This is a genomic window from Pseudomonas sp. FG13, assembly GCF_057809755.1.
The window spans coordinates 17,207-42,487 of record NZ_JBMDKO010000018.1 but is presented as its reverse complement, the minus strand read 5'-3'; the positions used below and the strand labels follow the sequence as shown (position 1 = coordinate 42,487).

General features: G+C 60.5%; 26 protein-coding genes. 19 read left to right on the top strand and 7 right to left on the bottom strand.

The window, feature by feature from the left end; all coding sequences use genetic code 11:
* Positions 1-50 precede the first annotated feature (50 nt).
* On the top strand, positions 51-1,544 hold the full coding sequence (locus tag ACODTO_RS16070) for a hypothetical protein (RefSeq protein WP_489106713.1): 1,494 nt from the start codon (positions 51-53) through the stop codon (positions 1,542-1,544).
* Positions 1,545-1,637: 93 nt separating this feature from the next.
* Here ACODTO_RS16070 and uraH read toward each other — a convergent pair whose 3' ends face one another.
* Positions 1,638-1,991: a hydroxyisourate hydrolase gene (gene uraH, locus ACODTO_RS16065; RefSeq protein ID WP_139648959.1), complete on the bottom strand. Its 354-nt coding sequence runs from the start codon at positions 1,989-1,991 to the stop codon at positions 1,638-1,640.
* 412 nt (positions 1,992-2,403) lie between these two features.
* On the opposite strand from uraH, the gene puuE reads away from it, so the two are divergent.
* The 6 genes from puuE to ACODTO_RS16035 all read left to right on the top strand — a co-directional run bounded on the left by puuE (position 2,404) and on the right by ACODTO_RS16035 (position 7,945).
* A complete protein-coding gene (gene puuE / locus ACODTO_RS16060) occupies positions 2,404-3,330 on the top strand; it encodes an allantoinase PuuE (protein ID WP_041021559.1) in 927 nt (308 codons plus the stop codon).
* Positions 3,327-3,842 (top strand): 2-oxo-4-hydroxy-4-carboxy-5-ureidoimidazoline decarboxylase, encoded by a 516-nt coding sequence (uraD, locus tag ACODTO_RS16055; protein ID WP_024779639.1) that lies wholly within the window; start codon positions 3,327-3,329, stop codon positions 3,840-3,842. The genes puuE and uraD overlap by 4 nt, the downstream gene beginning before the upstream one ends.
* Before the next feature lie 64 nt (positions 3,843-3,906).
* Positions 3,907-4,902: an allantoicase gene (gene alc, locus ACODTO_RS16050; protein WP_139648953.1), complete on the top strand. Its 996-nt coding sequence runs from the start codon at positions 3,907-3,909 to the stop codon at positions 4,900-4,902.
* 137 nt (positions 4,903-5,039) lie between these two features.
* Positions 5,040-5,543: an ureidoglycolate lyase gene (locus ACODTO_RS16045; RefSeq protein WP_024779637.1), complete on the top strand. Its 504-nt coding sequence runs from the start codon at positions 5,040-5,042 to the stop codon at positions 5,541-5,543.
* A gap of 52 nt (positions 5,544-5,595) precedes the next feature.
* Positions 5,596-6,897 (top strand): urate hydroxylase PuuD, encoded by a 1,302-nt coding sequence (locus tag ACODTO_RS16040; RefSeq protein WP_139648951.1) that lies wholly within the window; start codon positions 5,596-5,598, stop codon positions 6,895-6,897.
* A gap of 262 nt (positions 6,898-7,159) precedes the next feature.
* Positions 7,160-7,945, top strand: coding sequence for an outer membrane protein OmpK (locus tag ACODTO_RS16035; protein ID WP_489106712.1), 786 nt, complete (start codon positions 7,160-7,162; stop codon positions 7,943-7,945).
* A 210-nt stretch (positions 7,946-8,155) separates the two neighbouring features.
* Here the strand turns inward: ACODTO_RS16035 and ACODTO_RS16030 are convergent, their stop codons facing one another.
* Both ACODTO_RS16030 and ACODTO_RS16025 read right to left on the bottom strand, forming a co-directional pair.
* Positions 8,156-9,316, bottom strand: coding sequence for a patatin-like phospholipase family protein (locus ACODTO_RS16030; protein WP_139648948.1), 1,161 nt, complete (start codon positions 9,314-9,316; stop codon positions 8,156-8,158).
* A 36-nt stretch (positions 9,317-9,352) separates the two neighbouring features.
* A complete protein-coding gene (locus ACODTO_RS16025; protein WP_489106711.1) occupies positions 9,353-10,285 on the bottom strand; it encodes a lipid A biosynthesis lauroyl acyltransferase in 933 nt (310 codons plus the stop codon).
* Positions 10,286-10,403: 118 nt separating this feature from the next.
* Between ACODTO_RS16025 and minC the strand changes: the two genes are divergently transcribed.
* The 6 genes from minC (at position 10,404) to ACODTO_RS15995 (ending at position 15,114) form a co-directional block, all read left to right on the top strand.
* Complete coding sequence (minC, locus tag ACODTO_RS16020; protein WP_175363156.1) at positions 10,404-11,141, top strand: septum site-determining protein MinC; 738 nt, start codon at positions 10,404-10,406, stop codon at positions 11,139-11,141.
* Positions 11,142-11,342: 201 nt separating this feature from the next.
* Complete coding sequence (gene minD, locus ACODTO_RS16015; RefSeq protein WP_024779631.1) at positions 11,343-12,155, top strand: septum site-determining protein MinD; 813 nt, start codon at positions 11,343-11,345, stop codon at positions 12,153-12,155.
* Entirely contained in the window at positions 12,155-12,409 is a 255-nt protein-coding gene (gene minE, locus ACODTO_RS16010) for a cell division topological specificity factor MinE (RefSeq protein WP_007960071.1), read from the top strand. Before minD ends, minE begins: the two co-directional genes overlap by 1 nt.
* A gap of 180 nt (positions 12,410-12,589) precedes the next feature.
* Positions 12,590-13,225: an RluA family pseudouridine synthase gene (locus tag ACODTO_RS16005; protein ID WP_003204542.1), complete on the top strand. Its 636-nt coding sequence runs from the start codon at positions 12,590-12,592 to the stop codon at positions 13,223-13,225.
* A gap of 197 nt (positions 13,226-13,422) precedes the next feature.
* A complete protein-coding gene (locus ACODTO_RS16000) occupies positions 13,423-14,712 on the top strand; it encodes a M18 family aminopeptidase (protein ID WP_024779630.1) in 1,290 nt (429 codons plus the stop codon).
* 219 nt (positions 14,713-14,931) lie between these two features.
* Entirely contained in the window at positions 14,932-15,114 is a 183-nt protein-coding gene (locus ACODTO_RS15995; protein WP_139648944.1) for a hypothetical protein, read from the top strand.
* Here the strand turns inward: ACODTO_RS15995 and ACODTO_RS15990 are convergent.
* Complete coding sequence (locus ACODTO_RS15990) at positions 15,106-15,834, bottom strand: UTRA domain-containing protein (RefSeq protein WP_489106710.1); 729 nt, start codon at positions 15,832-15,834, stop codon at positions 15,106-15,108. The genes ACODTO_RS15995 and ACODTO_RS15990 overlap by 9 nt on opposite strands.
* 362 nt (positions 15,835-16,196) lie before the next feature.
* Here ACODTO_RS15990 and ACODTO_RS15985 point away from each other — a divergent pair, with 362 nt between their 5' ends.
* The 6 genes from ACODTO_RS15985 to ACODTO_RS15960 all read left to right on the top strand — a co-directional run bounded on the left by ACODTO_RS15985 (position 16,197) and on the right by ACODTO_RS15960 (position 21,590).
* Complete coding sequence (locus tag ACODTO_RS15985) at positions 16,197-17,264, top strand: ABC transporter substrate-binding protein (RefSeq protein ID WP_139648940.1); 1,068 nt, start codon at positions 16,197-16,199, stop codon at positions 17,262-17,264.
* A 204-nt stretch (positions 17,265-17,468) separates the two neighbouring features.
* Positions 17,469-18,275 (top strand): alkaline phosphatase family protein, encoded by an 807-nt coding sequence (locus ACODTO_RS15980; protein WP_489106709.1) that lies wholly within the window; start codon positions 17,469-17,471, stop codon positions 18,273-18,275.
* Positions 18,276-18,280: 5 nt separating this feature from the next.
* Positions 18,281-19,117, top strand: coding sequence for an ABC transporter permease (locus tag ACODTO_RS15975; protein ID WP_162164414.1), 837 nt, complete (start codon positions 18,281-18,283; stop codon positions 19,115-19,117).
* Positions 19,104-19,904 carry an ABC transporter permease gene (locus ACODTO_RS15970; protein ID WP_041021858.1) on the top strand — a complete coding sequence of 267 codons (801 nt, stop codon included), beginning with the start codon at positions 19,104-19,106 and terminating at the stop codon, positions 19,902-19,904. The genes ACODTO_RS15975 and ACODTO_RS15970 overlap by 14 nt, the downstream gene beginning before the upstream one ends.
* Entirely contained in the window at positions 19,901-20,890 is a 990-nt protein-coding gene (locus ACODTO_RS15965) for an ABC transporter ATP-binding protein (RefSeq protein ID WP_489106708.1), read from the top strand. Before ACODTO_RS15970 ends, ACODTO_RS15965 begins: the two co-directional genes overlap by 4 nt.
* Positions 20,891-20,936: 46 nt before the next feature.
* A complete protein-coding gene (locus tag ACODTO_RS15960; protein ID WP_489106707.1) occupies positions 20,937-21,590 on the top strand; it encodes an HAD family hydrolase in 654 nt (217 codons plus the stop codon).
* 50 nt (positions 21,591-21,640) lie between these two features.
* Here ACODTO_RS15960 and ACODTO_RS15955 read toward each other — a convergent pair whose 3' ends face one another.
* The 3 genes from ACODTO_RS15955 to ACODTO_RS15945 all read right to left on the bottom strand — a co-directional run bounded on the left by ACODTO_RS15955 (position 21,641) and on the right by ACODTO_RS15945 (position 25,263).
* Positions 21,641-23,131 (bottom strand): immunoglobulin-like domain-containing protein, encoded by a 1,491-nt coding sequence (locus tag ACODTO_RS15955; RefSeq protein WP_489106706.1) that lies wholly within the window; start codon positions 23,129-23,131, stop codon positions 21,641-21,643.
* A gap of 360 nt (positions 23,132-23,491) precedes the next feature.
* The gene (locus tag ACODTO_RS15950) at positions 23,492-23,734 is read right to left on the bottom strand and encodes a hypothetical protein (RefSeq protein ID WP_489106705.1); all 243 of its coding nucleotides are present in this window, start codon (positions 23,732-23,734) and stop codon (positions 23,492-23,494) included.
* 566 nt (positions 23,735-24,300) lie between these two features.
* The gene (locus tag ACODTO_RS15945; RefSeq protein WP_024779619.1) at positions 24,301-25,263 is read right to left on the bottom strand and encodes a zinc-binding dehydrogenase; all 963 of its coding nucleotides are present in this window, start codon (positions 25,261-25,263) and stop codon (positions 24,301-24,303) included.
* Between the last annotated feature and the right edge of the window lie 18 nt (positions 25,264-25,281).

Sequence of the window (25,281 nt, the reverse complement as noted above, 5' to 3'; positions counted from 1 at the left end):
CATCCCGCACCAGTCGCGATACAACGCCGGAAAGTTCACCCAGAGGTCCCATGAGGACGGAAGGAACGGACCAGGTATCCGTCTCGCCGTCGGGAAGACACACCGAAGCGTCAGAATCCCAGCCCACGACCTTCCAGGTATCCGAAATCACACAACAGGCGTCCGCCCAAGGTCAGGCCGCCCCGGTGTCGCTGGACAATTATCACCTTTCACCCGAACTGGTCCCCCTGTTATCAGCGCCAGACGCGACCTCTGGCATCCGGACGTTCAGGACACGCACCTACGTCGAGCTGGAAGACGGTGCAACGGTGTTGCTGGGTCGCGATGCCGAACAGAACTACCGGGCTCGATCAAGCACCGAGCTCATCGCCTCCGGACCACGCCTGGAACAAGTAGAAGGCAGTCTCCTGTGGCGACGGGTTCCCCAGCCCATCGAGCCGGGCAGCAGTGACTCCCCCCAGACCATCACCCTCCACAGCCTGTCGGACGATGAACTGTCCGAAGGGCCCGCGCCCAAACGCCAGCGCACGACGTCGCCTCCTCCGCAAAGTGAAGCCGCTGTGCAAGGCCCGGCGGTCTTCAAGCGGGATTGGGCGTTCAAACCCACGCTGACACTGCCCCATTTCATCACCGTGAACGATGTTCACTACAAGGTGATGAGCCGCATGGAAGCTCGAGATTACCCGATCCTCTACATTCAGCCGCCCACTCATCCCGCCTATGATTTCGATGTGCTGGAGGCCATCCTCAGGCATACGCCTGACGAACAGCCCAGGGCTGTCATACGCATCCCACCGGATAATCACTGGGAGATTGACGCCAGGCTGCCCTTCGAAAAACCCCTGACGGCTTACGTCAGGGACGTTTTCCCGGAGGTCACGACCGTGACCCTGGAAAACATCGCCAGAAAGCAATTCGAGCTGGCCAACAGCTCGACTTACGCCGACGCAGCGGGGCTGACCGCACTCAGGCAGATTTTCCACAGCTGGAAACAAGCCACCCCTTCACCGCACCCGCAATGGAGCGATCCATTATTGATGCTCTCGGTTCTGCCAACCTCTTCAGGCATTACAAGCACCTCGCGCGCGATCGAGCTGCCCTTCCCGTCCACGACGGGCACCTTGAACCGGCTGGACTTCGACCCCATGCGGTTCCGACGACAATGGGATTACTTCCTCTCGACGTATTCGACAGTGGACTTCAAACGCTTCATGGCCGACCTCCTGAGCCGTCATGGCTATACGGTCATGGAACCCAACAACTTCAACAGTTTTCCGGCATTGGTCTTTCGGCGCACAGGGCATGACTATCTGTTTTTCATGAGCCTGCACCGCACCCGGATCCCGAAGCTGTCCCTGCCCACCCACACCAACCCCAACACGACCGGCATGAACCTGGAAACCCAGGTCGGCGACGCCGCCGCGCAAGCCGTCAAGGACGCCCATGCCGCCAACAAGATCATCTGGCTCAAGGGCGGCTCCCAGATCCTGCCTGGCCACGCCGACACCGTCTTCATCATCCGGGACGACAATGCCCGGCTGTAACAGGCAGGCAAAAAAAAGCCCGCAGTGTGAGCGGGCGAAAAACCAGAGAAGCGCCATGCGCAGGCGCTTCCAGGAGCAGGCGGCTGCTTGGGGTCAGCTGCCGCGATAGGTTGAATAGGCGTACGGCGAAATCAGCAGGGGCACGTGATAGTGCTCCTGCTCGGCCGAAATGCCGAAGCGCAGCACCACCACGTCAAGGAAGGCCGGATCGGGCAATTGCACACCCCGGGCGCGGTAGTAATCGCCAGCATGGAATTGCAGCTGATAGACCCCCGAACGGTAGTTCTCCCCTTGCAACAGCGGTGCATCGCACCGGCCATCGCCGTTGGTCGACGCGCTGGCGACGAGGTGCAGTTGCGGGCCTTCCACACGGTACAGCTCGACCTTGATCGAGCTGCCTGGGCAGCCATGTGCAGCATCCAAAACGTGAGTAGTCAAACGTCCCATTGATTGTGCGCGCCTCGCTGCTGGGCAGTCCGGCCCGACGCCTCCTGAATCAGTTGAAAGACAAGCCGCACCGTTTCAGAGCATGAAACGCCGCGGCGATGTGCAAATTAAGACATTTTAATCTGAAATTGTACACAATAAAAAACACATATTTGCCGCACCCTTTGCCCACTCGTCCTTAAGCTCGGGTTCGGGCCAAACCAGAGGATACACGGCTCTTCTAATGATTAATTGACCAACCCGGCAGATTTCTTGCAGTGTAGGACCAGCCAGGGGTGCGGTGAAAAATGCAAAAATTCAGGCTTACAAATCGCGCATAAAGTTGTATACAATCAACCCATCGTCGTGACGCCAGCTGTTGCTTCATCGCCCGGGCGCCACCTACATGGTACGAACAAGAAGGAACACTGCAGTGAGCGCTGACTACCCACGCGACCTGATCGGTTACGGCAGTAACCCTCCCCATCCCCACTGGCCGGGCAATGCCCGCATCGCCTTGTCCTTCGTGCTCAATTACGAAGAAGGCGGTGAGCGCAACATCCTGCATGGCGACAAGGAGTCCGAAGCGTTCCTGTCGGAAATGGTCGCGGCGCAACCGCTGCAGGGCGAGCGCAACATGAGCATGGAGTCGTTGTACGAGTATGGCAGCCGTGCCGGTGTCTGGCGGATCCTCAAGCTGTTCAAGGAATTCGATATTCCGCTGACCATCTTCGCCGTCGCCATGGCCGCCCAGCGTCATCCGGACGTGATCCGCGCCATGGTCGCCGCCGGTCATGAAATCTGCAGCCACGGCTATCGCTGGATCGACTACCAATACATGGATGAAGCCCAGGAACGCGAGCACATGCTCGAAGCGATCCGCATCCTCACCGAAATCACCGGCGAACGCCCGCTGGGCTGGTACACCGGCCGCACCGGCCCCAACACCCGCCGACTGGTGATGGAAGAAGGTGGTTTCCTCTATGACAGCGACACCTACGACGACGACCTGCCTTACTGGGAACCGAACACCCCCAACGGCAAGCCGCACCTGGTGATCCCGTACACCCTCGATACCAACGACATGCGCTTCACCCAGGTGCAGGGGTTCAACAACGGCGACGACTTCTTCCAATACCTCAAGGATGCCTTCGATGTGCTCTATGCCGAAGGCGCCGAGGCCCCGAAGATGCTTTCCATCGGCCTGCACTGCCGCCTGATCGGCCGTCCGGCCCGCCTCGCCTCCCTCAAGCGTTTCCTCGAGTACGCCAAGGGTCATGAGCAGGTCTGGTTCAGCCGTCGCGTCGACATCGCCCGCCACTGGCAGCAGACCCATCCGCATCCTGGAGCCTTGAAATGACCGCGTTCCAGACCCTCAAGCCGTCGACCTTGAGCCGCGAGGCGTTCGTCGACGCCTTCGCCGACATCTACGAACACTCGCCATGGGTCGCCGAGAAAGCCTTCGATCTGGGCCAGGACCCGTCGATCGACGAGATCGAAACACTGCACCAGCGCATGAGCGACATCCTGTTGAGTGCCGATCACGCCAGCCAACTGGCCCTGATCAACGCTCACCCGGACCTGGCCGGCAAAGCCGCCGTCCAGGGCCAACTGACCGAAGCCAGCACGAACGAACAGGCCGGCGCCGGTATTCACCAATGCACGGCCGAAGAGTTTCAGCGCTTCACCGAGCTGAACGACGCCTACAAGGCCAAGTTCGAGTTTCCCTTCATCATGGCGGTAAAAGGCAGCAACCGGCACCAGATCCTCGCGGCGTTCGAAACCCGCATCCATAACCCGGTGGACACCGAGTTCAAGTGCGCGCTGGCGGAGATCAACAAGATCGCGTTGTTCCGACTACTGACCCTTTAGCGAGCAGCCTGAGTCCAGGCCAGCAAGCATCCCCAGCCAACTTATTTAAAGGCAGACAAGAAGAATGAAAGCTTACGCCGTACCTTTCGAGAAGTTCGTCAACCTGGCCGACGCCCGTCTCGGCACAAAGATCATCTCCGTCACCGATGACTGGTTCGCCGACGCCAACCGCCTGTTCCAGCCAACGCCGGCCGTGTGGAAGGAAGGCGTGTTCGATGACAACGGCAAGTGGATGGACGGCTGGGAGTCGCGTCGCAAGCGCTTCGAAGGCTACGACAGCGCCGTGATCCGCCTGGGTGTACCGGGTTCGATCAAGGGCGTGGACATCGACACTTCATTCTTCACCGGCAACTACCCACCGTCGGCGTCCCTGGAAGCCTGCTTCCTGGCCGAAGGCGAGCCGGACGACAACACCCGGTGGACCGAAGTGCTGTCCGCCGTCGAACTGCAAGGCAACAGCCACCACTACCACGAAATCAGCAACGACCAGGCCTTCAGCCATCTGCGCTTCAACATCTACCCCGATGGCGGTGTGGCCCGGTTGCGGGTCTACGGCATCCCGTATCGCGACTGGTCGGCCGTCGGCGACAACGAACAGATCGACCTGGCCGCCGCCCTCAACGGCGGTCGCGCCCTGGCTTGCTCCGACGAGCACTTCGGGCGCATGAGCAACATTCTCAACCCGGGTCGTGGCGTCAACATGGGCGACGGCTGGGAAACCGCCCGGCGCCGCACGCCAGGCAACGACTGGGTCATCGTCGCCCTGGGCCATGCCGGCGAGGTCGAGAAAGTCATCGTCGACACCCTGCACTTCAAGGGCAACTACCCCGACAGCTGCTCGATCCAGGGCGCCTTCGTCAAGGGCGGTACCGACAGCCAGATCGAAACCCAGTCGTTGTTCTGGCGCGAGCTGCTGCCAAGCCAGAAACTGGAAATGCACGCCGAACACACCTTCGCCGAGCAGATCAAGGCCCTGGGCCCGATTACCCACATCCGCCTGAATGTGTTCCCGGATGGTGGTGTGAGCCGCCTGCGGGTATTGGGCAAGGTCGCGAAGTGACACGATGATCGTTCCCACGCTCTGCGTGGTAATGCATACGGTGACGCTCTGCGTCGCAAAGCGGACGCAGAGCGTCCGGTGAGGCGTTCCCACGCAGAGCGTGGGAACGATCAAATCAAGAGATTAAGAAGACCAGCATGCGCACACTCAAGATCGAACCCTTGACCAAAGAAGCCTTCGCCCCCTTCGGTGACGTGATCGAAACCGACGGCAGCGATCACTTCATGATCAATAACGGTTCGACCATGCGCTTCCATCGCCTGGCGACGGTTGAAACCGCCACGCCGGACGACAAGGCGATCATCAGCATCTTCCGCGCCGACGCGCTGGACATGCCGTTGACCGTGCGCATGCTGGAGCGCCATCCGCTGGGCAGCCAGGCGTTCATTCCGCTGCTCGGCAACCCCTTTCTGATCGTGGTCGCGCCACTTGGCGATGCACCTGTATCAGGCTTGGTCCGCGCCTTCGTCACCAACGGCAGGCAGGGCATCAATTACCATCGCGGCGTCTGGCACCACCCGGTGCTGACGATCGAAAAGCGGGATGACTTCCTGGTGGTTGATCGCAGTGGCACAGGCAATAACTGCGATGAGCATTTCTTCGAAGAGGATGAGTGTTTGATCCTCGACCCCCACCAATAAGAGAAGCGTCCGATCACGCGAGAACAAGCGTGACGGGCGAGAGGTAACGACTGTGGAAGCACATTTGCTGGAATGGCTGAACCTGAGCATCCGCTGGGTTCATATGATCACTGGCGTGGCCTGGATCGGCGCGTCGTTCTATTTCGTCTGGCTGGAAAACAACCTCAATCGCGTCAACCCCAGGAGCGGCCTGGCCGGTGACCTGTGGGCCATCCACGGTGGCGGTATCTACCACCTGGAAAAATACAAACTCGCCCCGCCATCCATGCCGGACAACCTGCACTGGTTCAAGTGGGAAGCCTATTTCACCTGGATGTCGGGTATCGCGCTGCTGTGCGTGGTGTTCTACTGGAACCCGACTATCTACCTGCTGGCTCCCGGTAGCAGTTTGAGCGGGCCCGAAGGCGTCGCCCTGGGCATCGGTTCGTTGTTCGTCGGCTGGTTCGTCTATTCCTTTCTCTGCGACTCGGCCCTGGGCAAGCGCCCTGCCCTGCTCGGCGCGATCCTGTTCGTCCTGCTGATTGCCGCAGCCTACGGGTTCAGCAAGGTATTCAGCGGTCGCGGTGCCTACCTGCATGTCGGGGCGGTCATCGGCACAATCATGGTCGGCAACGTGTTCCGCATCATCATGCCGGCACAGCGTGCGCTGGTCGCCGCCATCGCCGAGAACCGCACACCCGATCCGGCGTTGCCGGCCAAGGGCTTGCTGCGCTCGCGCCACAACAACTACTTCACCCTGCCCGTGCTGTTCATCATGATCAGCAACCACTTCCCGAGCACCTACGGCAGCCAATACAACTGGCTGATCCTCGCCGGGATCGCAGTGGCGGCGGTGTTGGTGCGTCATTACTTCAACACCCGCCACGACAGCAACCGGTTTGCCTGGACGCTGCCGGTCGGCGCCCTGGCAATGATCTGCCTGGCGTATGTCACCGGGCCCAAGCCCGTGTCCACCGCCCCGGACGTGGCCAAGGCTCCCGCCGCCATCGAGTACCAACCGCTGCCGGAAACCGCAGTGGGCGGTGGCGCCAAGCCGCAAGCCGCGCCGGCACAGCCTGCCGCAGCACCTGCCCAGGCCGCCAATGCCCAGGGTCCTTCGTTCGAGAAGGTGCACAGCGTGATTCAGGAACGCTGCTCGGTCTGCCATTCGGCCAAGCCCACCAGTCCGCTGTTCAGTGCGGCGCCGGCCGGGGTGATGTTCGATACGCCACAGCAGATCCAGCAACAGGCCGCGCGTATCCAGGCCCAGGCCGTGGCCACCCAGATCATGCCCCTGGGCAACATCACCCAGATGACCCAGCAGGAACGGGACCTGATCGGCGCATGGATCACCCAAGGCGCGCAGACCAACTGAGTGACCCTGACCGGTCTGATTGAACCCGTTACGCACACTACCCGCTGACAGGCGACCGCTCGCCTGTCAGCCACTCCCTGCATCTCGACACACAGAGCCCCAGACAGTTGAACGAGCCTTCCGGGAATCTCTCCAGGCTCGACCACTCGTATTTGCCACAAGCAAAAACCTGACCGAACGGATGTTTTATTTGGAGAAAAAGGCGCCACACCAGAGCGCTGACAAAAAAAAAGCGGTACCACCTACCTTGGGAGCAAACCGAATGAAACGCACGTGCACCAGCCTGATACTCGCAGGATCCTTGCTGGCCGGCGGCCAAGCCATGGCCGACGATCTGTTCCAATGGCAGAACAACAGCCTGACTTACCTGTACGGCAAGGACTTCCAGGTCAACCCGCGCATCCAGCAGACGGTGACCTTCGAACACGCCGATGCCTGGAAATATGGCGACAACTTCTTTTTCCTCGACCGGATCTTCTACAACGGCAAGGAGGACGGCCAGTCGGGACCGAACACCTACTATGGCGAGTTCAGCCCGCGTTTGTCGTTCGGCAAGATTTTCGACCAGAAACTGGAAGTGGGCCCAATCAAGGACGTGCTGCTGGCCATGACCTATGAGTTCGGTGAAGGCGACAACGAGTCCTACTTGATCGGCCCGGGCTTCGACCTGGCGATTCCCGGCTTCGATTACTTCCAGCTGAACTTCTACAACCGCCAGACCGAAGGCCCACGCGCCGGCGACAATGTCTGGCAGATCACCCCGGTTTGGGCGTACACGATTCCCGTGGGCTCGTCCGACATCCTGATCGACGGTTTCATCGACTGGGTGGTGGACAACGACCGCAACGCCAAAGGCACCTCCCACGCCAACCTGCACATCAACCCGCAAATCAAATATGACCTGGGCAAAGCCATGAACCTGGGTGCCAAGCAGCTGTACGTGGGTGTGGAATATGACTACTGGAAGAACAAATACGGGATCGAAGACAGCGAAGGGTTCAAGACCAACCAGAGCAATACGAGCTTCTTGCTGAAGTATCACTTCTGATTACCCACCTTGATCCTGGATACACAAAGACTCTTGTGGGAGCTGAGCTTGCTCGCGATAGCGATGGATCAGGCTGAGTAAGTGCTGGAGTACCGCCGTCATCGCGAGCAAGCTCGGCTCCCACGGGGTTATGGGTGGTTGAGATTTCGCGTTCGCCATAGATCCCTTGTGGGAACGAGCCTTCCCGCGATGGCGCCGGGTCGGCTTGCATCACCCTCGGGCCAACCCCAGGAACCGGCTCAGCTCATCGCGCTGGGCCAGCGCATCCTGGCGACCCAGCTCGATCAGTTCGTTGCAATACCCCGACTCGAACAGCAGATAGCTCAACACACTGGCGCCGCTGGTCTTGGTCGCACCTGGCCCGCGCAGGAATAACCGCAGCGCACGGGGCAGTTCCTGGCGATGGCGGGCGGCAATTTCATCAATCGGTTGGCTCGGCGAAATCACCAGCACCTCCACCGGCGCCGCGCCCAGGGAGTGGGCCGGCACGTCATCGGGCAGCAAATGACTGAACCCGTTCAGACGCTGAAGCAACTCGATATCGCTTTCCAGACTGTCGATGAAGGTACTGTTGAGCAAGTGCCCGCCGATCTGCGCCAGGGTCGGTTGCAGACCGGTATAGCTGCGCGCCACCGGCTCCACCGCAGCGGGTCCACGGGGGTTGCCGCTGACGCCGATGACCAGCACCCGGTTCGCACCCAGGTGTAACGCCGGGCTGATGGGCGCCGATTGGCGCACCGCACCGTCGCCGAAATACTGCGGGCCGATCTTGACCGGCGCGAACAGCAGGGGAATCGCCGAACTGGCCATCAGATGCTCGACCGACAGCACGGTCGGCACGCCGATCCGACGGTGCCGCAACCAGGCGTCAATGGTCCCGCGCCCCTGGTAGAACGTCACGGCCTGGCCGGACTCATAACCGAACGCAGTCACCGCCACTGCACGCAATTGGTGCTCTGCGATAGCCTGCTCGATACCCGAAGCCTGAAACTGTGCCTCAAGCAACTCACGCAGCGGGGAGCTGTCGATCAGCGCCACCGGCAACCTGGCGCCCAGGCCCAGCAGGCTATGGCCAAGGAAACGTCTCGCCTGGGCAATGACCCCCCACCAGTCGCTGCGCATGACCTGATGGCTTCGCACCGCCTGCCAGAACGCGGTCAAGCGCTCGATGGCCGTCTTGAAGTGCATCGCCCCGCTCGCCAGACTGACCGCATTGATCGCCCCGGCCGAGGTTCCTACGATCACCTGAAACGGGTTCTGCGCCTCGTCCGGCAACAATTCGGCAATCGCCGCCAACACCCCCACCTGATACGCCGCCCGAGCCCCGCCGCCGGAAAGAATCAAACCTGTCACCGGTTCAGCTGGGATCATCGCAACACTCCGTGCTCATGGATGGAAACTACTGGCTCAACCGCGCTTGTCGTACAGCTTCGGCTCGCCCGGTGGGCGACTCTTGAAGCGCCGGTGGGCCCAGAGGTATTGCTCGGGGCAGTCGCTCACCGACTGCTCCACCCACCGATTGATGCGGATGCAATCGGCTTCCTCGGTCTCACCCGGAAAATCCTCCAACGGCGCCTGGATCACCAGGCGATAGCCGCTGCCATCGGCCAGGCGCTCCTGGACGAACGGCACCACCAACGCCTTGCCGAGACGGGCGAACTTGCTGGTAGCGGTCACCGTCGCCGCCTGGATGCCGAACAATGGCACGAACACGCTTTGCTTGGCGCCGTAATCCTGATCCGGTGCATACCAGATCGCCCGGCCGGCACGCAGCAACTTGAGCATGCCACGTACATCTTCACGCTCCACCGCCAGGGAGTCGAGGTTGTGCCGTTCACGGCCCCGGCGCTGGATGTAGTCGAACAGCGGATTCTTGTGCTCACGGTACATGCCGTCAATGGTGTGCTGCTGACCGAGCAAGGCCGCGCCGATTTCCAGCGTAGTGAAATGCAGGGCCATCAGGATCACGCCCTTGCCCTCGCGCTGGGCCTGCTTGAGATGTTCCAGCCCTTCCACATGAGCCAGCTTGGCCAGCCGCGAACGCGACCACCACCAGCTCATGGCCATTTCGAAGAAGGCGATACCGGTGGAAGCAAAGTTTTCCTTGAGCAGACGCTTGCGTTCAGCCGCGGATTTTTGTGGAAAACACAGCTCCAGGTTGCGCCTGGCGATGCGCCGTCGGTCGCCGGCCACCCGGTACATCAGCGTCCCCAGGACACGACCGACCCGCAACAGCAACGGGTAAGGCAACTGAACGATCAGCCACAACAGCCCCAGGCCGCACCATAGCAGCCAGAAACGCGGGTGAAAAAAGGCACTTCGAAAACGCGGGCGATCCATTACAGCTTCCATAAAGACATGGGCCGCGCATTCTACATCGTTCGACCCGGCTTGCGGCTCGCGGACGATCTCGTTATAAGTCTCGGCACTTTTAGTGACAAGCCGTTGTACGCCGACCATGAGCCAAACCGAACCGCTAGACCAAGATCCCGTGTTCCAGCTGAAGGGCAGCATGCTCGCCATTACGGTGCTGGAGCTGGCCCGTAACGACTTGGAGGGCCTTGACCGGCAGCTCGCGGCCAAAGTCGCCCAAGCGCCGAATTTCTTCAGCAATGCCCCGCTGGTGCTGGCCCTGGACAAGCTGCCAGCCACCGAAGGCTCGGTGGATCTGCCGGGGCTGATGCGCGTTTGCCGCCAGCACGGCCTGCGCACCCTGGCTATCCGTGCCAGCCGCATCGAGGACATCGCCGCCGCCATCGCCGTGGACATTCCGGTGCTACCACCATCCGGCGCCCGGGAGCGCTTGCTGGAGCCGGCGCCGGCCGAAGCGATAAAGAAACCGGAAAAACCACCGCAGCCCGAGGTCAAGCCGACCCGCGTGATTACCTCGCCCGTGCGCGGCGGACAGCAGATTTATGCCCAGGGTGGCGATCTGGTAGTAGTGTCCTCGGTCAGCCCGGGGGCGGAACTTCTGGCCGATGGCAACATCCATGTATACGGTCCGATGCGCGGCCGCGCACTAGCCGGCGTCAAGGGCGATACGAAAGCCAGGATCTTCTGTCAGCAATTGAGCGCTGAACTGCTCTCCATCGCCGGGCAGTACAAGGTTTCCGAGGATTTACGCCGCGACCCGCTGTGGGGGGCTGGCGTCCAGGTCAGCCTGTCGGGCGACGTGTTGAACATCATTCGGCTTTAACGGATACTGCCGCATTTTCCAAGCATCTCTAAAACGTAGCGAAAACGGCTAAAACGACGTAGGAAAAAGGATCAGGCAGCGTTTACCGGAGGTAAACCCGGCCCAGCACCCTATTCCAGCCAAGCCTGTCCAATTGCAGCAGTTTTCAAGAGATGTTTTTCAGGGACTGACAACGTCCTTTTTCCTTAGGGGTGAAACACCTTGGCCAAGATTCTCGTGGTTACATCCGGCAAGGGTGGTGTGGGTAAGACCACCACCAGCGCCGCTATCGGTACCGGTCTCGCGTTGCGCGGCCACAAGACTGTCATCGTCGACTTCGACGTCGGCCTGCGTAACCTCGACCTGATCATGGGTTGCGAGCGGCGCGTGGTCTATGACTTCGTCAACGTCGTCAATGGCGAAGCGAACCTGCAACAGGCCCTGATCAAGGACAAGCGCCTTGAGAACCTCTACGTCCTGGCCGCCAGCCAGACCCGCGACAAAGACGCGCTGACCCAGGAAGGCGTGGAAAAAGTCCTGATGGAGCTCAAGGAACAGTTCGAGTTCGTGGTCTGCGACTCCCCGGCCGGTATCGAAAAAGGTGCCCACCTGGCGATGTACTTCGCTGACGAAGCGATTGTCGTGACCAACCCGGAAGTGTCCTCGGTACGTGACTCCGACCGCATGCTGGGCCTGCTGGCGAGCAAATCCCGTCGCGCCGAGAAGGGCGAGGAGCCGATCAAGGAACACCTGCTGATCACCCGCTACCACCCGGAGCGCGTGGAAAAGGGCGAAATGCTCGGTGTCGAAGACGTCAAGGAAATCCTCGCGGTACGCCTGCTCGGCGTGATCCCGGAATCCCAGGCGGTGCTCAAGGCCTCCAACCAGGGCGTTCCGGTGATCCTCGACGACCAGAGCGACGCCGGCCAGGCCTACAGCGATACCGTTGACCGTCTGCTGGGCAAAGACCTGGAACACCGGTTCCTCAACGTCGAGAAGAAGGGATTCTTCGAGCGCCTGTTTGGAGGTAGGTAATGAACCTTTTTGACTTCTTTCGTGCCAACAAAAAGCCCAGTACCGCCTCGGTCGCGAAAGAGCGTCTACAGATCATCGTGGCGCACGAACGCGGCCAACGCAGCACCCCGGACTACCTGCCCTCCTTGCAGAAGGAACTGGTCGAAGTGATCCGCAAGTACGTCAACATCGGCAACGATGACGTGCATGTCGCACTGGAAAGCCAGGGTAGCTGCTCGATTCTGGAACTCAATATCACCCTGCCGGATCGCTGATCGATCCAGCTGGAGCCACGGCGGCTCGGGCCTGAACCTATGTGGGAGCGAGCCTGCTCGCGATGACGGTGGACCTTTCAGCTTCAATGCAAGCTGGACCACCGCAATCGCGAGCAGGCTCGCTCCCACACAGGGAATGGATCCGAGCCGCCGTTGGCGTTTGTACCGAGACTGTTTTCAATGCCCCTTTCCAACATCCGCATCATTCATCAGGACGCCGCCGTCCTGGTGGTCGACAAGCCGACCCTGCTGCTGTCGGTGCCCGGCCGGGCCGACGACAACAAGGACTGCCTGATCACCCGCCTGCAGGAAAACGGTTACCCGGAAGCACGAATCGTGCACCGATTGGACTGGGAAACGTCCGGCATCATCCTGCTGGCCCGGGATCCGGACACCCATCGCGAACTGTCCCGGCAGTTTCATGACCGGGAAACCGAAAAGGCCTACACCGCGTTGTGCTGGGGTCAGCCGGAGCTGGACAGCGGTAGCATCGATCTGCCCCTGCGCTACGACCCGCCAACCAAGCCTCGTCACGTGGTCGACCATGAGCACGGCAAGCACGCCCTGACTTTCTGGCGCGTGCTGGAACGTTGTGGCGATTGGTGCCGGGTCGAACTGACGCCCATCACCGGACGCTCGCACCAGTTGCGTGTGCACATGTTGTCCATCGGCCATCCGCTGCTGGGTGACGGGCTCTATGCCCATCCACAGGCCCTGGCGGCCTGGCCCCGCTTGTGCCTGCACGCCAGCATGCTCAGCTTCACCCATCCGCAAAGCGGCGAGCGCCTGCGCTTCGAGTGCCCGGCGCCGTTCTGAAGGATTGCGGTGCTCTCATCGCGAGCAGGCTCGCTCCCACAGGTATTGGCGTTGAACACAGAGTTTGTGTTCGACGAAGATCCCCTGTGGGAGCGAGCCTGCTCGCGATGACGGCGGCACAACCAACGTAGACTTCAAGCCTCTCCCTATCAACAGCCAATACGGTAAACTCCGCCCATTGCTGTCTGGAGCTATTTATGCGCGCAGAGTTGAACCAGGGCCTGATCGATTTCCTCAAGGCCTCCCCTACCCCGTTCCATGCCACCGCCAGCCTTGCCCAACGCCTGGAGGCGGCGGGTTATCAGCGCCTCGACGAACGCGAGACCTGGGCCACCGAGGCCAACGGTCGCTATTACGTCACGCGCAACGACTCTTCGATCATTGCCTTCAAGCTGGGCCGCAACGCGCCGCTGCACGACGGCATCCGCCTGGTCGGTGCCCACACCGACAGCCCTTGCCTGCGGGTCAAGCCCCAGCCTGAGCTGCAACGTCACGGGTTCTGGCAACTGGGGGTGGAAGTGTACGGCGGCGCGCTGCTGGCGCCGTGGTTCGACCGCGACCTGTCCCTGGCCGGACGCGTCACCTTTCGCCGGGACGGCAAGGTCGAAAGCCAACTGATCGACTTCAAGGCGCCCATTGCCACGATTCCAAACCTGGCCATCCACCTCAATCGCGAAGCCAACCAGGGTTGGGCCATCAACCCGCAGAACGAACTGCCGCCAATCCTCGCCCAGTTCGCCGGCGACGAGCGCGTCGACTTCCGTGCCGTGCTCACTGACCAATTGGCCCGCGAACACGGCCTGAACGCCGACGTGGTGCTCGATTACGAGCTGAGCTTCTACGACACCCAGAGCGCGGCGATCATCGGCTTGCATGGCGACTTCATTGCCGGCGCGCGCCTGGACAACCTGCTGTCGTGCTACGCCGGCCTGCAAGCCTTGCTCAACGCCGACTCGGAAGAAACCTGCGTGCTGGTGTGCAACGATCACGAGGAAGTGGGCTCCTGCTCGGCCTGTGGCGCCGACGGCCCGATGCTGGAACAGACCCTGCGTCGCCTGCTGCCTGAAGGGGAAGAGTTCGTACGGACCATTCAGAAATCTCTGTTGGTTTCTGCGGACAACGCCCACGGCGTGCACCCCAACTACGCCGACAAGCATGACGCCAACCACGGTCCCAAACTCAACGCCGGGCCGGTCATCAAGGTCAACAGCAACCAGCGTTACGCCACCAACAGCGAAACCGCCGGCTTCTTCCGCCATCTGTGCATGGCCGAAGAAGTGCCGGTGCAGAGCTTCGTGGTGCGCAGCGACATGGGTTGCGGCTCGACCATCGGCCCGATCACCGCCAGCCAGTTGGGCGTACGCACCGTGGACATCGGCCTGCCGACCTTCGCCATGCATTCGATCCGTGAACTGTGCGGCAGCCATGACCTGGCGCACCTGGTGAAAGTGCTGAGCGCGTTCTATGCCAGTCGTGAGTTGCCCTGACACCATCCCCTGTAGCGAGGGGATTTATCCCCGCTGGGCTGCGCAGCAGCCCTAAACCAACCGCGCGGTGTGTCAGGCCAAAATGAGTCGCTGTCGTTGGGGCTGCTGCGCAGCCCAGCGGGGATAAATCCCCTCGCCACAACAGCGTTTGATACAGGTCATCCCGACTCCGCAGAACCCCAGCTAGACTGACCTTATCACCCCGACAAGGCCGTCACCATGATTCCCGCGTCCATCTTCAACGCCATGCTGGTGCCCATCCTCGCCGGCATGATCCTGCTGACCATCGGCTTCAATTTTCGCGACAAGAATGTCGGGGTCTTCGCCATGTGGATCGGCATGCTGCTGATCCTCGCCACGGTTCTGTTCAGGATCATGACCAAGCTCAACGAGTCACTCTGACGCCGCCTCCAGCACGTCCACGCCGACATGAATCGCATCGTGTCGCCAGAACTCCAGGTCACAGTCGATCAGCCGTTGATGCTGGTCATAATTGACCCGCGCAATCCGCAACCCGGGGCTGCCGACCGAGACCTTCAGCGCCGCCGCAGCTTCAGGCTGTAGAGACGTGGGTACGATTTCGAATTTCACCCGGCCGTAGTGCAGATCGTAGTGACGGGCGTACAACTCGGTCATGGACTGGTTGAGATCGAATCCGAGGATGTCGGGAAAATACTGCGGGTTCAGGTAATGCTCGACATACAACACCAGCCGCTCGTCGATACGCCGCACACGGCAGATCTGGATCACACTCGACAACGCCGGCAATTGCAGCCAGGCACACACCGCCGCCGAGGCCGGTTGCAGACGGGCCGAGATCACCTGGGTCGAAGGCACCCGCCCCTGGGCCCTCACCATGGCGTGGAAATGGCTACGCTGCATCAGGTTATAGGCCAGGCGTGGCGGTGAGACGAACCAGCCCCGACGTTCCTCGCGATAGATCTGCCCTTGGGCTTCGAGCTGCAACAGGGCTTCACGCACGGTAATGCGCGTGGTCCCGAACAACTCACTGAGCTTGCGCTCGGCCGGCAACTTGCTGCCGGGGGCCAGCAACCCATGGTCAAGCTGCTCCTGCAGGACCTGCCCGATGGTTGTCACCGCTTTGGTTGTCTCAATGCGCATCAACGTTACCTATCTGGACTAGACCAGCACTGTTTCGGGGCGGGATCGGCGCATGCATCGAGCCGCTTTTCGTTCCTGCAAGCCTAGGCACTGCACATGACTGGCAGATGACAGAACCGCCGAACGGTCGATCCGCAGACCTGCAAATTTGCGGCCAAGCCCTTTCATATCAGCTGTTTAACCATGGTCTACGCTTAGCTATCAGCCACTGCGCGCGAACCGAATCGGTGTAGGTGCATCCACCACCGACATCAAAATGTCACAGGGCTCGCCTACATTGGCTCAGGTATTGCTGACCTAGACCAACATAACCGCCAACACAACCGCAATCGCAGCGTTGAAAACGCCCATAGGAGCTTCGGATGAAACAGCTTTTCCTGGCATCACTGTTAGGCTCGACCATTGCCATGTGCACCGCCGCCATGGCCGCTGATACCGATCTGAAAACGTTGGAAGCCGCTGCGAAAGCGGAAGGTGCCGTGAACAGCGTCGGGATGCCCGATGACTGGGCGAACTGGAAAGGCACCTGGGAAGACCTGGCCAAGACCTACGGGCTGAAACACGTCGACACCGACATGAGCTCGGCCCAGGAAATCGCCAAGTTCGCAGCCGAGAAAGACAACGCCAGCGCCGACATCGGCGACGTCGGCGCGGCGTTCGGCCCGATTGCCGTCAAGCAGGGTGTGGTTCAACCGTACAAGCCAAGCACCTGGGAGCAGGTTCCGGACTGGGCCAAGGACAAGGACGGCAACTGGGCCCTGGCCTACACCGGCACCATCGCGTTCATCGTCAACAAGAAGCTGCTGCACGGTTCCGAAGCGCCCACCAAATGGGCTGATCTCAAAACCGGCAAATACAAGGTATCCATCGGTGACGTGAGCACCGCGGCCCAGGCTGCCAATGGCGTACTGGCGGCGGCACTGGCCAACGGTGGCAACGAGAAGAACCTGCAACCGGCCCTGTTGATGTTCGCCGAGATCGCCAAGCAAGGACGCCTGTCCATGGCCAACCCGACCATCGCCACCATGGAAAAAGGTGAAGTCGAAGTCGGTGTGGTCTGGGACTTCAATGGCCTGAGCTACAAGGCCAAGATGGCCAACCCGGATGATTACGTCGTGCTGATTCCGTCCGACGGCTCGGTGATTTCCGGCTACACCACCATCATCAACAAATACGCCAAGCACCCGAATGCCGCCAAGCTCACTCGCGAGTACATCTTCAGCGACGCCGGCCAGATCAACCTGGCCAAAGGCAACGCCCGGCCGATCCGCGCCGAGCACCTGACACTGCCGGAAGAGGTCAAGGCCAAGCTGCTGCCGAACGAGCAGTACAAAGGCGTGACCCCGATCAAGGACGCGGACGCCTGGGAGAAGACCTCCAAGGCACTGCCACAGAAATGGCAGGAAGAAGTGATCATCAATATGCAGTGAGGCGGTAGCTCCCGCTCGGATATCCGCTGGAGATATCTTGTGGGAGCAAGCTTTTCTGTGGGAGCCGAGCTTGCTCGCGATGCAGGCGCCGCGGTGCAACTTCAAGACCGTGTCATCGTTCATCGCGAGCAAGCTCGGCTCCCACATTGAGCGCGTTGACACTTGCATCTTCTTTTCGGTCTGCCTCTGCGGAGCCTTTTTCCCATGAAGCACAACGTCATCCTGGTAGTGCTAGACGGCCTCAATTACGAAGTCGCCCGGCATGCCATGGGACATTTGCAGGCTTACGTCAGCGCAGGACGCGCGGCTCTCTACAAACTGGAATGTGAACTGCCGGCCCTGTCCCGCCCGCTCTATGAATGCATCCTCACCGGCGTCGCGCCCATCGACAGCGGTATCGTGCACAACAACGTCTCGCGCCTGTCGAACCAGCGTAGCGTTTTCCACTACGCCACCGAAGGCGGCTTGAGCACGGCTGCCGCGGCGTACCATTGGGTCAGCGAGCTCTACAACACCTCACCGTTCGTGGCTGGGCGGGATCGTCATACCGACAACCCCGAGCTGCCGATCCAGTACGGACATTTCTACTGGAATGACCACTATCCCGATTCCCATCTGTTCGCCGACGCCGAACATTTGCGTCAGCGCTACACGCCGAACTTTTTGCTGGTGCATCCGATGAATATCGACGATGCCGGCCACAAGCATGGCCTCGACACCCCGCAATACCGCAACAGCGCCCGCTCGGCCGACATCAACCTCGCGGTCTACCTGCAAGCCTGGCTCGATGGCGGTTATCAGGTGCTGGTGACGTCCGATCACGGCATGAGCAACGATCGCTCTCACAACGGCCTGTTGGCCGAAGAACGGGAGGTGCCGCTGTTCGTGTTTGGGGACAGCTTCAGCCTCGACCCCGCCGCGAATCCCCGGCAGACCGAACTGTGCGGCACCCTCTGCCAGTTGCTCGGTGTTGCTCACGACAAACCCTATTGCCAGGAGTTGCTCAAGTGAATGCCATGACGCGCGGCAAATGGCTGGCAGCGTTGTGCCTGGTGCCCTTCGCGATTTTCTTCATCGTGTTCCAGATCGCCCCGCTGCTCTGGGTGCTGGTCAACAGCCTGGAGTCGGAAGAGTTCGGTTGGGGCCTGGCCAACTTCAGCAAGATCTTCAGTTCGAAGTTCTACCTGCAAGCGATCCAGCACAGCCTGGAAATCAGCTTCTGGTCCAGTGTGTTCGGGATCATCATCGCAGTGCTCGGCAGCTACTCACTGCGCCGGGTCGATTCGAAGCTGCGCAACTTCGTCAATGCTTTCGCCAACATGACCAGCAACTTCGCCGGCGTACCCCTGGCGTTCGCCTTCATCATTCTGCTGGGGTTCAACGGCAGCATCACCCTCATGCTCAAGCAGGCGGGGATCATCGAAGACTTCAACCTGTACTCGAAAACCGGGTTGATCATCCTCTACACCTACTTCCAGATTCCTCTGGGCGTGCTGCTGCTCTATCCGGCCTTCGACGCGCTGCGCGAAGACTGGCGCGAGTCCGCCGCGCTGCTGGGCGCCAACGGCTGGCAGTTCTGGCGGCACATCGGTCTACCGGTGCTGACCCCGGCGCTGCTGGGTACCTTCGTGATCCTGCTGGCCAACGCCCTGGGTGCCTACGCCACGGTGTACGCGCTGACCACCGGCAATTTCAACGTGCTGCCGATTCGTATCGCCGCCATGGTTTCCGGCGACATCTCCCTCGACCCGAACATGGCCAGCGCCCTGGCCGTGGTGCTGGTGGCGTTGATGACCCTGGTGACCGTCGTCCATCAGCTACTGCTCAAGAGGAGCTACCATGTCTCGCGCTGAATCGAGCCCTGTCGGCCTCTATCATCGGGCCGTGGTGTACCTGCTGTTCGCCATACTGCTGTTGCCCCTGGCCGGCACGCTGATCTATTCCATCGCCAGCAGTTGGTCGGCCACCGTGCTACCCGCAGGCTTTACCTTCAAATGGTACGTGCAACTGTGGAGCGACCCACGCTTCCTCAGCGCCTTCGGCCAGTCGCTGATCGTCTGCGTCGGCGCGCTGGTGCTCTCGGTGGTGCTGATCCTGCCACTGTTGTTCGTGGTGCATTACCACTTCCCGAAACTCGACGCACTGATGAACATCCTCATCCTGCTGCCCTTCGCGGTGCCGCCGGTGGTGTCGTCGGTAGGACTGCTGCAACTCTATGGTTCCGGCCCGCTGGCAATGGTGGGGACGCCGTGGATCCTGATCGGCTGCTACTTCACCGTTGCCCTGCCGTTCATGTACCGCGCGATCACCAACAACCTGCAGGCCATCAACCTGCGCGACCTGATGGACGCCGCGCAGCTGCTCGGTGCCAGCACCTTCCAGGCGGCCTTGCTGGTGGTGCTGCCCAACTTGCGCAAGGGCCTGATGGTGGCGCTGCTGCTGTCCTTCTCCTTCCTGTTCGGTGAGTTCGTGTTCGCCAACATCCTGGTGGGCACCCGCTATGAAACCCTGCAGGTCTACCTGAACAACATGCGCAACAGCAGCGGCCACTTCACCAGTGCCCTGGTGATTTCCTACTTCTTCTTCGTACTGGTCCTGACCTGGGCGGCGAACATTCTGAACAAGGACAAAAGCCAATGAGCTACGTCAGCGTCCAACACCTGCAAAAAGGCTACGCGGGCACGCCGGTGTTCAGCGACATCAATTGCGAAATCGGCAAGGGTGAATTCGTCACCCTCCTCGGCCCTTCCGGCTGTGGCAAATCCACGCTGTTGCGCTGCATTGCCGGACTGACGGCGGTGGATGCCGGCAAGATCCTGCTGGACGGCCAGGACATCGTCCCCCTGAGCCCGCAAAAACGCGGCATCGGCATGGTGTTCCAGAGTTACGCCCTGTTCCCCAACATGACCGTTGAACAGAACGTCGCCTTCGGCCTGCGCATGCAAAAGATCCAGGCCGAAGATAGCCGCCAGCGCGTGCAGGAGATCCTGCGCCTGGTGGAACTGCACGAGTTCGCCACCCGCTACCCCCATCAACTCTCCGGTGGCCAGTGCCAGCGCGTTGCCCTCGCCCGCTCCCTGGTGACCCGGCCGCGCCTGTTGCTGCTGGACGAGCCGCTGTCAGCCCTGGATGCGCGGATTCGCAAACACCTGCGCGAACAGATCCGACAGATCCAACGCGAGTTGGGCCTGACCACGATTTTCGTCACGCACGATCAGGAAGAAGCCCTGACCATGTCTGACCGGATTTTCCTGATGAACCAGGGAAAGATCGTACAGAGCGGCGATGCCGAAACCCTTTACACTGCGCCGGTCGACGTTTTCGCAGCCGGCTTCATCGGCAACTACAACCTGCTGGACGCCGACAGCGCCACCCGACTGCTGCAACGGCCGGTGAACAGTCGTATCGCCATCCGCCCGGAAGCCATCGAGCTGAGTCGCAACGGCGAACCGGATGCGCTGATCCGCAGCCACAGCCTGCTAGGCAACGTGATCCGCTATCGGGTCGAAGCCCGCGGCGTGGAACTGGTGGTAGACGTGCTCAACCGTTCGGCGGCCGACCTGCATCCCGATGGCGCCCGCCTGGCGCTTTCCATCGATCCGTCGGCCCTGTGTGAGGTAGCCTGATGGCTGTGTTGATTTTGAAGCTGATATTGAGAAGGGAAACGCACTGATGGCCCTGGCAATTTTTGATCTGGACGAAACCCTGATCCACGGCGACTGCGCCACCCTCTGGAGCGAGCAGATGGGGCGTCTGGGCTGGGTCGATCCCGAGTCGTTCATGCGTCGCAACAACGAGCTGATGGACGCCTACAGCCACGGCAAGCTGCGCATGGAAGAGTACATGGACTTCAGCCTGGAACCGATGATCGGCCGCACACCGGAAGAAGTCGAACACCTGGTGATGCCCTGGGTGGAGGACTTCATCGAACCGATCATCTTCAGCGACGCCACCAAGGCCATCGCCGAACACCGCAAGGCCGGCGACCGGATCCTGGTGATCTCGGCTTCGGGCACGCATCTGGTGGGGCCGATTGCCGAGCGCCTGGGCATCGATGAGATCCTGGCGATCGAGCTTGAAGTGGCCCATGGGGCCTACAGCGGCAAGACCGTGGGCACCCTGACCTACCGTGAAGGCAAGATCGCCCGGTTGCTGGACTGGCTGGACGCCGAGGAAGAAAACCTGGAGGGGGCGAGCTTCTACTCTGATTCACGCAATGATCTGCCGCTGTTGCAACGGGTGGACTATCCCCATGTGGTGAACCCGGATCCGGTGTTGAAGGCCCATGCCGAATTGGCGGGGTGGCCGATTCACAGCTGGAAATAAGCCGACGTTCGCCGGGAGAGCCCAGAGCAGCGGCCTTCATTGGCATCTGCTCAATAAGGCACGACATACAGCGCACCGCTCACGCTGCTTTCGCCAGGTAATGCACAGGCGATTCCATGGGTATTTTCGGCGTGGTAGTAGGTGTAGTAACCCGCCGGACAAATGCCGCCATGCTCACCGAGCCAATACCTGCCGCGAGGCAGCGGGAAAGGCCGGGCATACAGGCTCTCCAGCGTCTGGAGCTGCCCACTGCTGTTGATCAGGTATCCGCCGACGGTTCTCAGCCATTGATGAAAAGCCGCCAGACTCGTGAAGGTGCCGGGCACCACGATCCCCAGCAACCAAGTATTGCTGACTTGGGCCGTATACGTTGCTGACTGCGCCGGCGTGCTCGAATCAGATACGGTGATCACCGCATTACCCCGTCTGAACCCTGTCACCTGGCCGTTGGCCGTGACCGTCGCCACCTGGGTATTGCTGGACGTGTACCGGTAGGGCGGGGTTCCACCCGCTGCCCTGCGGGTCACTGTGTTACCGGGAGCATCAGCTCCCGTCGCGGGCCAGGAAGCGAAGATCCTGAAACCATCCACTGCCAACGGCGTGCGGTCGATGGACAGCGGCCCGCCAAGAAGAAATGCCTGGTCAGCGCTGCGATAGACGAATGTCGCGTCACCCGTCGTTGTCGTGGGTAACGTCAAGAGAATAATCGGCAGCCATCGGTCGGTTTCAGCGTAAAAATCTCGCTGATACTGCTGGGCACCAAGCAATCCTCCAGCAGTGTAGAAAAGCGCTTCGATCGGTAAGTCACGGCCTGCATTCTGTGCCCAGGTAGCCACGCGTACTTCGTTCTGGACCGGGCCTATGGCCGGATCGCCATTACCCAACGTTCGCGCCTCGAGGCTGGCGTGGAATGCACTCGCCGAAGCTGTACCGAGTGAAGCACGCACATTGAAGCCGCACTGATGGTGTGGCCGTTGCGCCGACGCAACGGACTGGAAGTGCGTCAGCCATTGGGTGGCGGTGGTGATCCCCTGGGACTGGCATTCCCGACTTGTGCCTGGAAACGTCTGGTATTGGCCGCAACCTTTGTCGTCTCTTTCGAACGTCCAACCGTCCACGGGAAACGAACACAGGATTTCTGGCTTGAGCGCCTGTTTGGAATCATTGTAAGCGTGAAAAATGAAGCCGTTGTTATAGCCATAGGTCAAGGAGATGTACTTCGAATCTTCCCTCAAGTACGAGAAAGATACGCCGCCGCTTGCCACTGAAAAATGGCTGGGGTTCCAGAAATAATATGAGGCGGATGGCTGTGTTCCTCTGAACAAAACTCCCGAACACAGGTACGCCGGCGAGGTGGGACCGCAATCGGCCACTTTTTTATAATAACGGGCGGTCAGATTGATCGCTGTCTGCCTGCCTACTTCGTCAGCATTATTGGTATTCAGCTGTTGTGCATGTTGTGAAGTCGCGTTGCATCCCAGCAACAGTGCAATGCCAAAGGCGATGGGAAGTATTTTTTTCGTTGTTGTTGAGACCAACATGGCTGGACTCCACTCAAGGCGGTACCGGGTTCGATTAAAGGCGCGAAAGTCAGGGGTTGCCTACTGTCAGGAATGACAGTTCGAGCAATTACCGGTTCAATGAATGGAATACAGGCCCTTGTGACGAGGGTGCTTGCTCCCGCTTGAGTGCGCAGCAGCCCGCTTTTTTTGAGCGCTTCGCACTCCAGTGAGAACAAGCTCCCTCGCCACAGGGAAGCGTGCCATGACTGTCTGCTGGCGCGGATTGACTCCTTGTTCCGAAGTGTCCGATGGCACTTGTGCCCAGATCGACTCCAAGCAGATAAGGGAGCGTGCGAACATTAATGTCCGTAGTGCGGCGTAAGCAGACATCCCCCCACACTACCCGAACACGGAAAAGGCCTTGGCCAGTTCCAGCAGGGCATTTTCGTCCTGCACGTCCATATCGCCATCAGCATCGGTATCAGTCTTGACGTTGACGGTATCGTAGGCACCGTTCGTTTTTGAAGCGGAGATAAAAGTCGCGAACTGTAGCGCCTCGTCTTTATAGAACTCCACGAGAATATCGGGTGAGCTGTCGCCGTCAATATCTTCTTTGGACAGGCGGATCTCTTGTTTGGCCATCACAACACCTCTTCTGTCAGGGAAACTATCAGAGAGACCTCTATGGCTCTCGAGGCAAATCTAGAGCGGCTGTCTTCACGCCGTCTACTGGCAGACCTGACAGGGTGTATATCCATCTAGTGAGTGAAATCAAACTGACCTGTACGGGGGAATACAGAACAATGGCTTGTTCACGGCAATACGCTGACGTCGCGAATTTCGCCGCAGAGGGGGCGTGGATCTACAACCATGAAGGTATTAACCGGCGGACAGCAGGTAACGTCTACTGTCAGGCAGGAATGACGGTTCGGACCAATGCCCGGACATTGAAACCTTGTGGGAGCCGAGCTTGCTCACGATAGCGGTGGGTCAGCTTGCACGATGTTGTCTGTGGTGCCGCCATCGCGAGCAGGCTCGCTCCCACAGGTTTTCGCGGGTTCATGAAAGCAATGTTCGGGCACCCATACTTGTGGGAGCCGAGCTTGCTCGCGATGGCGGTGGGTCAGTCAACTACGCTGCAAACTGATCCGACGCAATCGCGAGCAAGCTCGGCTCCCACAGGCCCCACTGTCGCTCCACGGGTCCACTCAGTTCAGGCTTTCATCAATCACCAGCACCAATTTTCCTGATACCTGGTTGGTCGCCAGCTCGGCGAACGCCGCCTCGGCTTCCTGGATCGGGAATGTCGCGGCCAACTGTGGGCTCAGGCGTTTCTCGGTGAATAACGGCCAGACATGTTCACCCAGCTCCCGCAGCAGATCGGCCTTGAATTGATCGTCGCGACTGCGCAGGGTCGAACCCAGCAACTGGATACGCTTGGCGAGGATCTTCGCCAGGTCCAGGTGGCTTTCCCGTCCGCCCATCAGCCCGATCAACACCCAACGCCCGTCAACTGACAAAAGTTTCACGTTGAGTCTGGCGTAGCTGGCGCCCACCGGATCGAGGATCACGTCGAAGGGCGCGAAGTCGTTCAAGCGCTCGATGTCGTCCGCCCGCACAACCCCGCCCTGGGCGCCCAGCGCCTCGCAATAAGCCAGCCGATCGGCAGAACCGACACTGACCCAGCATGGGTTGCCAAACGCCTTGCACAGTTGGATTGCAGCGGAACCGACGCCACTGGCTCCGGCGTGCAGCAGCACTTTTTCCCCCGGCTTGAGGCCTGCCAACTGGAACAGATTCAGCCACGCGGTGCTGTAGACCTCAGGCAGCGCGGCGGCTTCAGCCAAGGACAGGCCCTCGGGCACCGGCAGCACATGCCGGGCATCGACCACCACCTCCTCGGCCATGCCACCGCCGGCGAGCAAGGCACACACGCGGTCGCCCACCTGCCAGGCCGAGCCCGGCCCAACTTCGCTGATGATCCCGGAACACTCCAAGCCCAGCACGTGACTGGCCCCGGGAGGCGGCGGATAAAGTCCGGCTTTCTGCAACAAATCGGCCCGATTCAGGCCGGCAGCCGCCACACGAATGCGAACTTGCCCTACGTCGCATGTCGGACTTGGCTCATCAGCCCATACCACTTGGCCTTCAACGCCTTGCAATGCTTTCACGGTGCCTCCATAGTGAGT

Coding starts and splice junctions, on each gene's coding strand:
- ACODTO_RS16070 (WP_489106713.1), top strand. CDS start 51: ATGAGGACGGAAGGAACGGACCAGGTATCCGTCTCGCCGTCGGGAAGA.
- uraH (WP_139648959.1), bottom strand. CDS start 1,991: ATGGGACGTTTGACTACTCACGTTTTGGATGCTGCACATGGCTGCCCA.
- uraD (WP_024779639.1), top strand. CDS start 3,327: ATGACCGCGTTCCAGACCCTCAAGCCGTCGACCTTGAGCCGCGAGGCG.
- alc (WP_139648953.1), top strand. CDS start 3,907: ATGAAAGCTTACGCCGTACCTTTCGAGAAGTTCGTCAACCTGGCCGAC.
- ACODTO_RS16045 (WP_024779637.1), top strand. CDS start 5,040: ATGCGCACACTCAAGATCGAACCCTTGACCAAAGAAGCCTTCGCCCCC.
- ACODTO_RS16035 (WP_489106712.1), top strand. CDS start 7,160: ATGAAACGCACGTGCACCAGCCTGATACTCGCAGGATCCTTGCTGGCC.
- ACODTO_RS16030 (WP_139648948.1), bottom strand. CDS start 9,316: ATGATCCCAGCTGAACCGGTGACAGGTTTGATTCTTTCCGGCGGCGGG.
- ACODTO_RS16025 (WP_489106711.1), bottom strand. CDS start 10,285: ATGGATCGCCCGCGTTTTCGAAGTGCCTTTTTTCACCCGCGTTTCTGG.
- minC (WP_175363156.1), top strand. CDS start 10,404: ATGAGCCAAACCGAACCGCTAGACCAAGATCCCGTGTTCCAGCTGAAG.
- minE (WP_007960071.1), top strand. CDS start 12,155: ATGAACCTTTTTGACTTCTTTCGTGCCAACAAAAAGCCCAGTACCGCC.
- ACODTO_RS16005 (WP_003204542.1), top strand. CDS start 12,590: ATGCCCCTTTCCAACATCCGCATCATTCATCAGGACGCCGCCGTCCTG.
- ACODTO_RS16000 (WP_024779630.1), top strand. CDS start 13,423: ATGCGCGCAGAGTTGAACCAGGGCCTGATCGATTTCCTCAAGGCCTCC.
- ACODTO_RS15995 (WP_139648944.1), top strand. CDS start 14,932: ATGATTCCCGCGTCCATCTTCAACGCCATGCTGGTGCCCATCCTCGCC.
- ACODTO_RS15990 (WP_489106710.1), bottom strand. CDS start 15,834: ATGCGCATTGAGACAACCAAAGCGGTGACAACCATCGGGCAGGTCCTG.
- ACODTO_RS15985 (WP_139648940.1), top strand. CDS start 16,197: ATGAAACAGCTTTTCCTGGCATCACTGTTAGGCTCGACCATTGCCATG.
- ACODTO_RS15980 (WP_489106709.1), top strand. CDS start 17,469: ATGAAGCACAACGTCATCCTGGTAGTGCTAGACGGCCTCAATTACGAA.
- ACODTO_RS15975 (WP_162164414.1), top strand. CDS start 18,281: ATGACGCGCGGCAAATGGCTGGCAGCGTTGTGCCTGGTGCCCTTCGCG.
- ACODTO_RS15970 (WP_041021858.1), top strand. CDS start 19,104: ATGTCTCGCGCTGAATCGAGCCCTGTCGGCCTCTATCATCGGGCCGTG.
- ACODTO_RS15965 (WP_489106708.1), top strand. CDS start 19,901: ATGAGCTACGTCAGCGTCCAACACCTGCAAAAAGGCTACGCGGGCACG.
- ACODTO_RS15960 (WP_489106707.1), top strand. CDS start 20,937: ATGGCCCTGGCAATTTTTGATCTGGACGAAACCCTGATCCACGGCGAC.
- ACODTO_RS15955 (WP_489106706.1), bottom strand. CDS start 23,131: ATGTTGGTCTCAACAACAACGAAAAAAATACTTCCCATCGCCTTTGGC.
- ACODTO_RS15950 (WP_489106705.1), bottom strand. CDS start 23,734: ATGGCCAAACAAGAGATCCGCCTGTCCAAAGAAGATATTGACGGCGAC.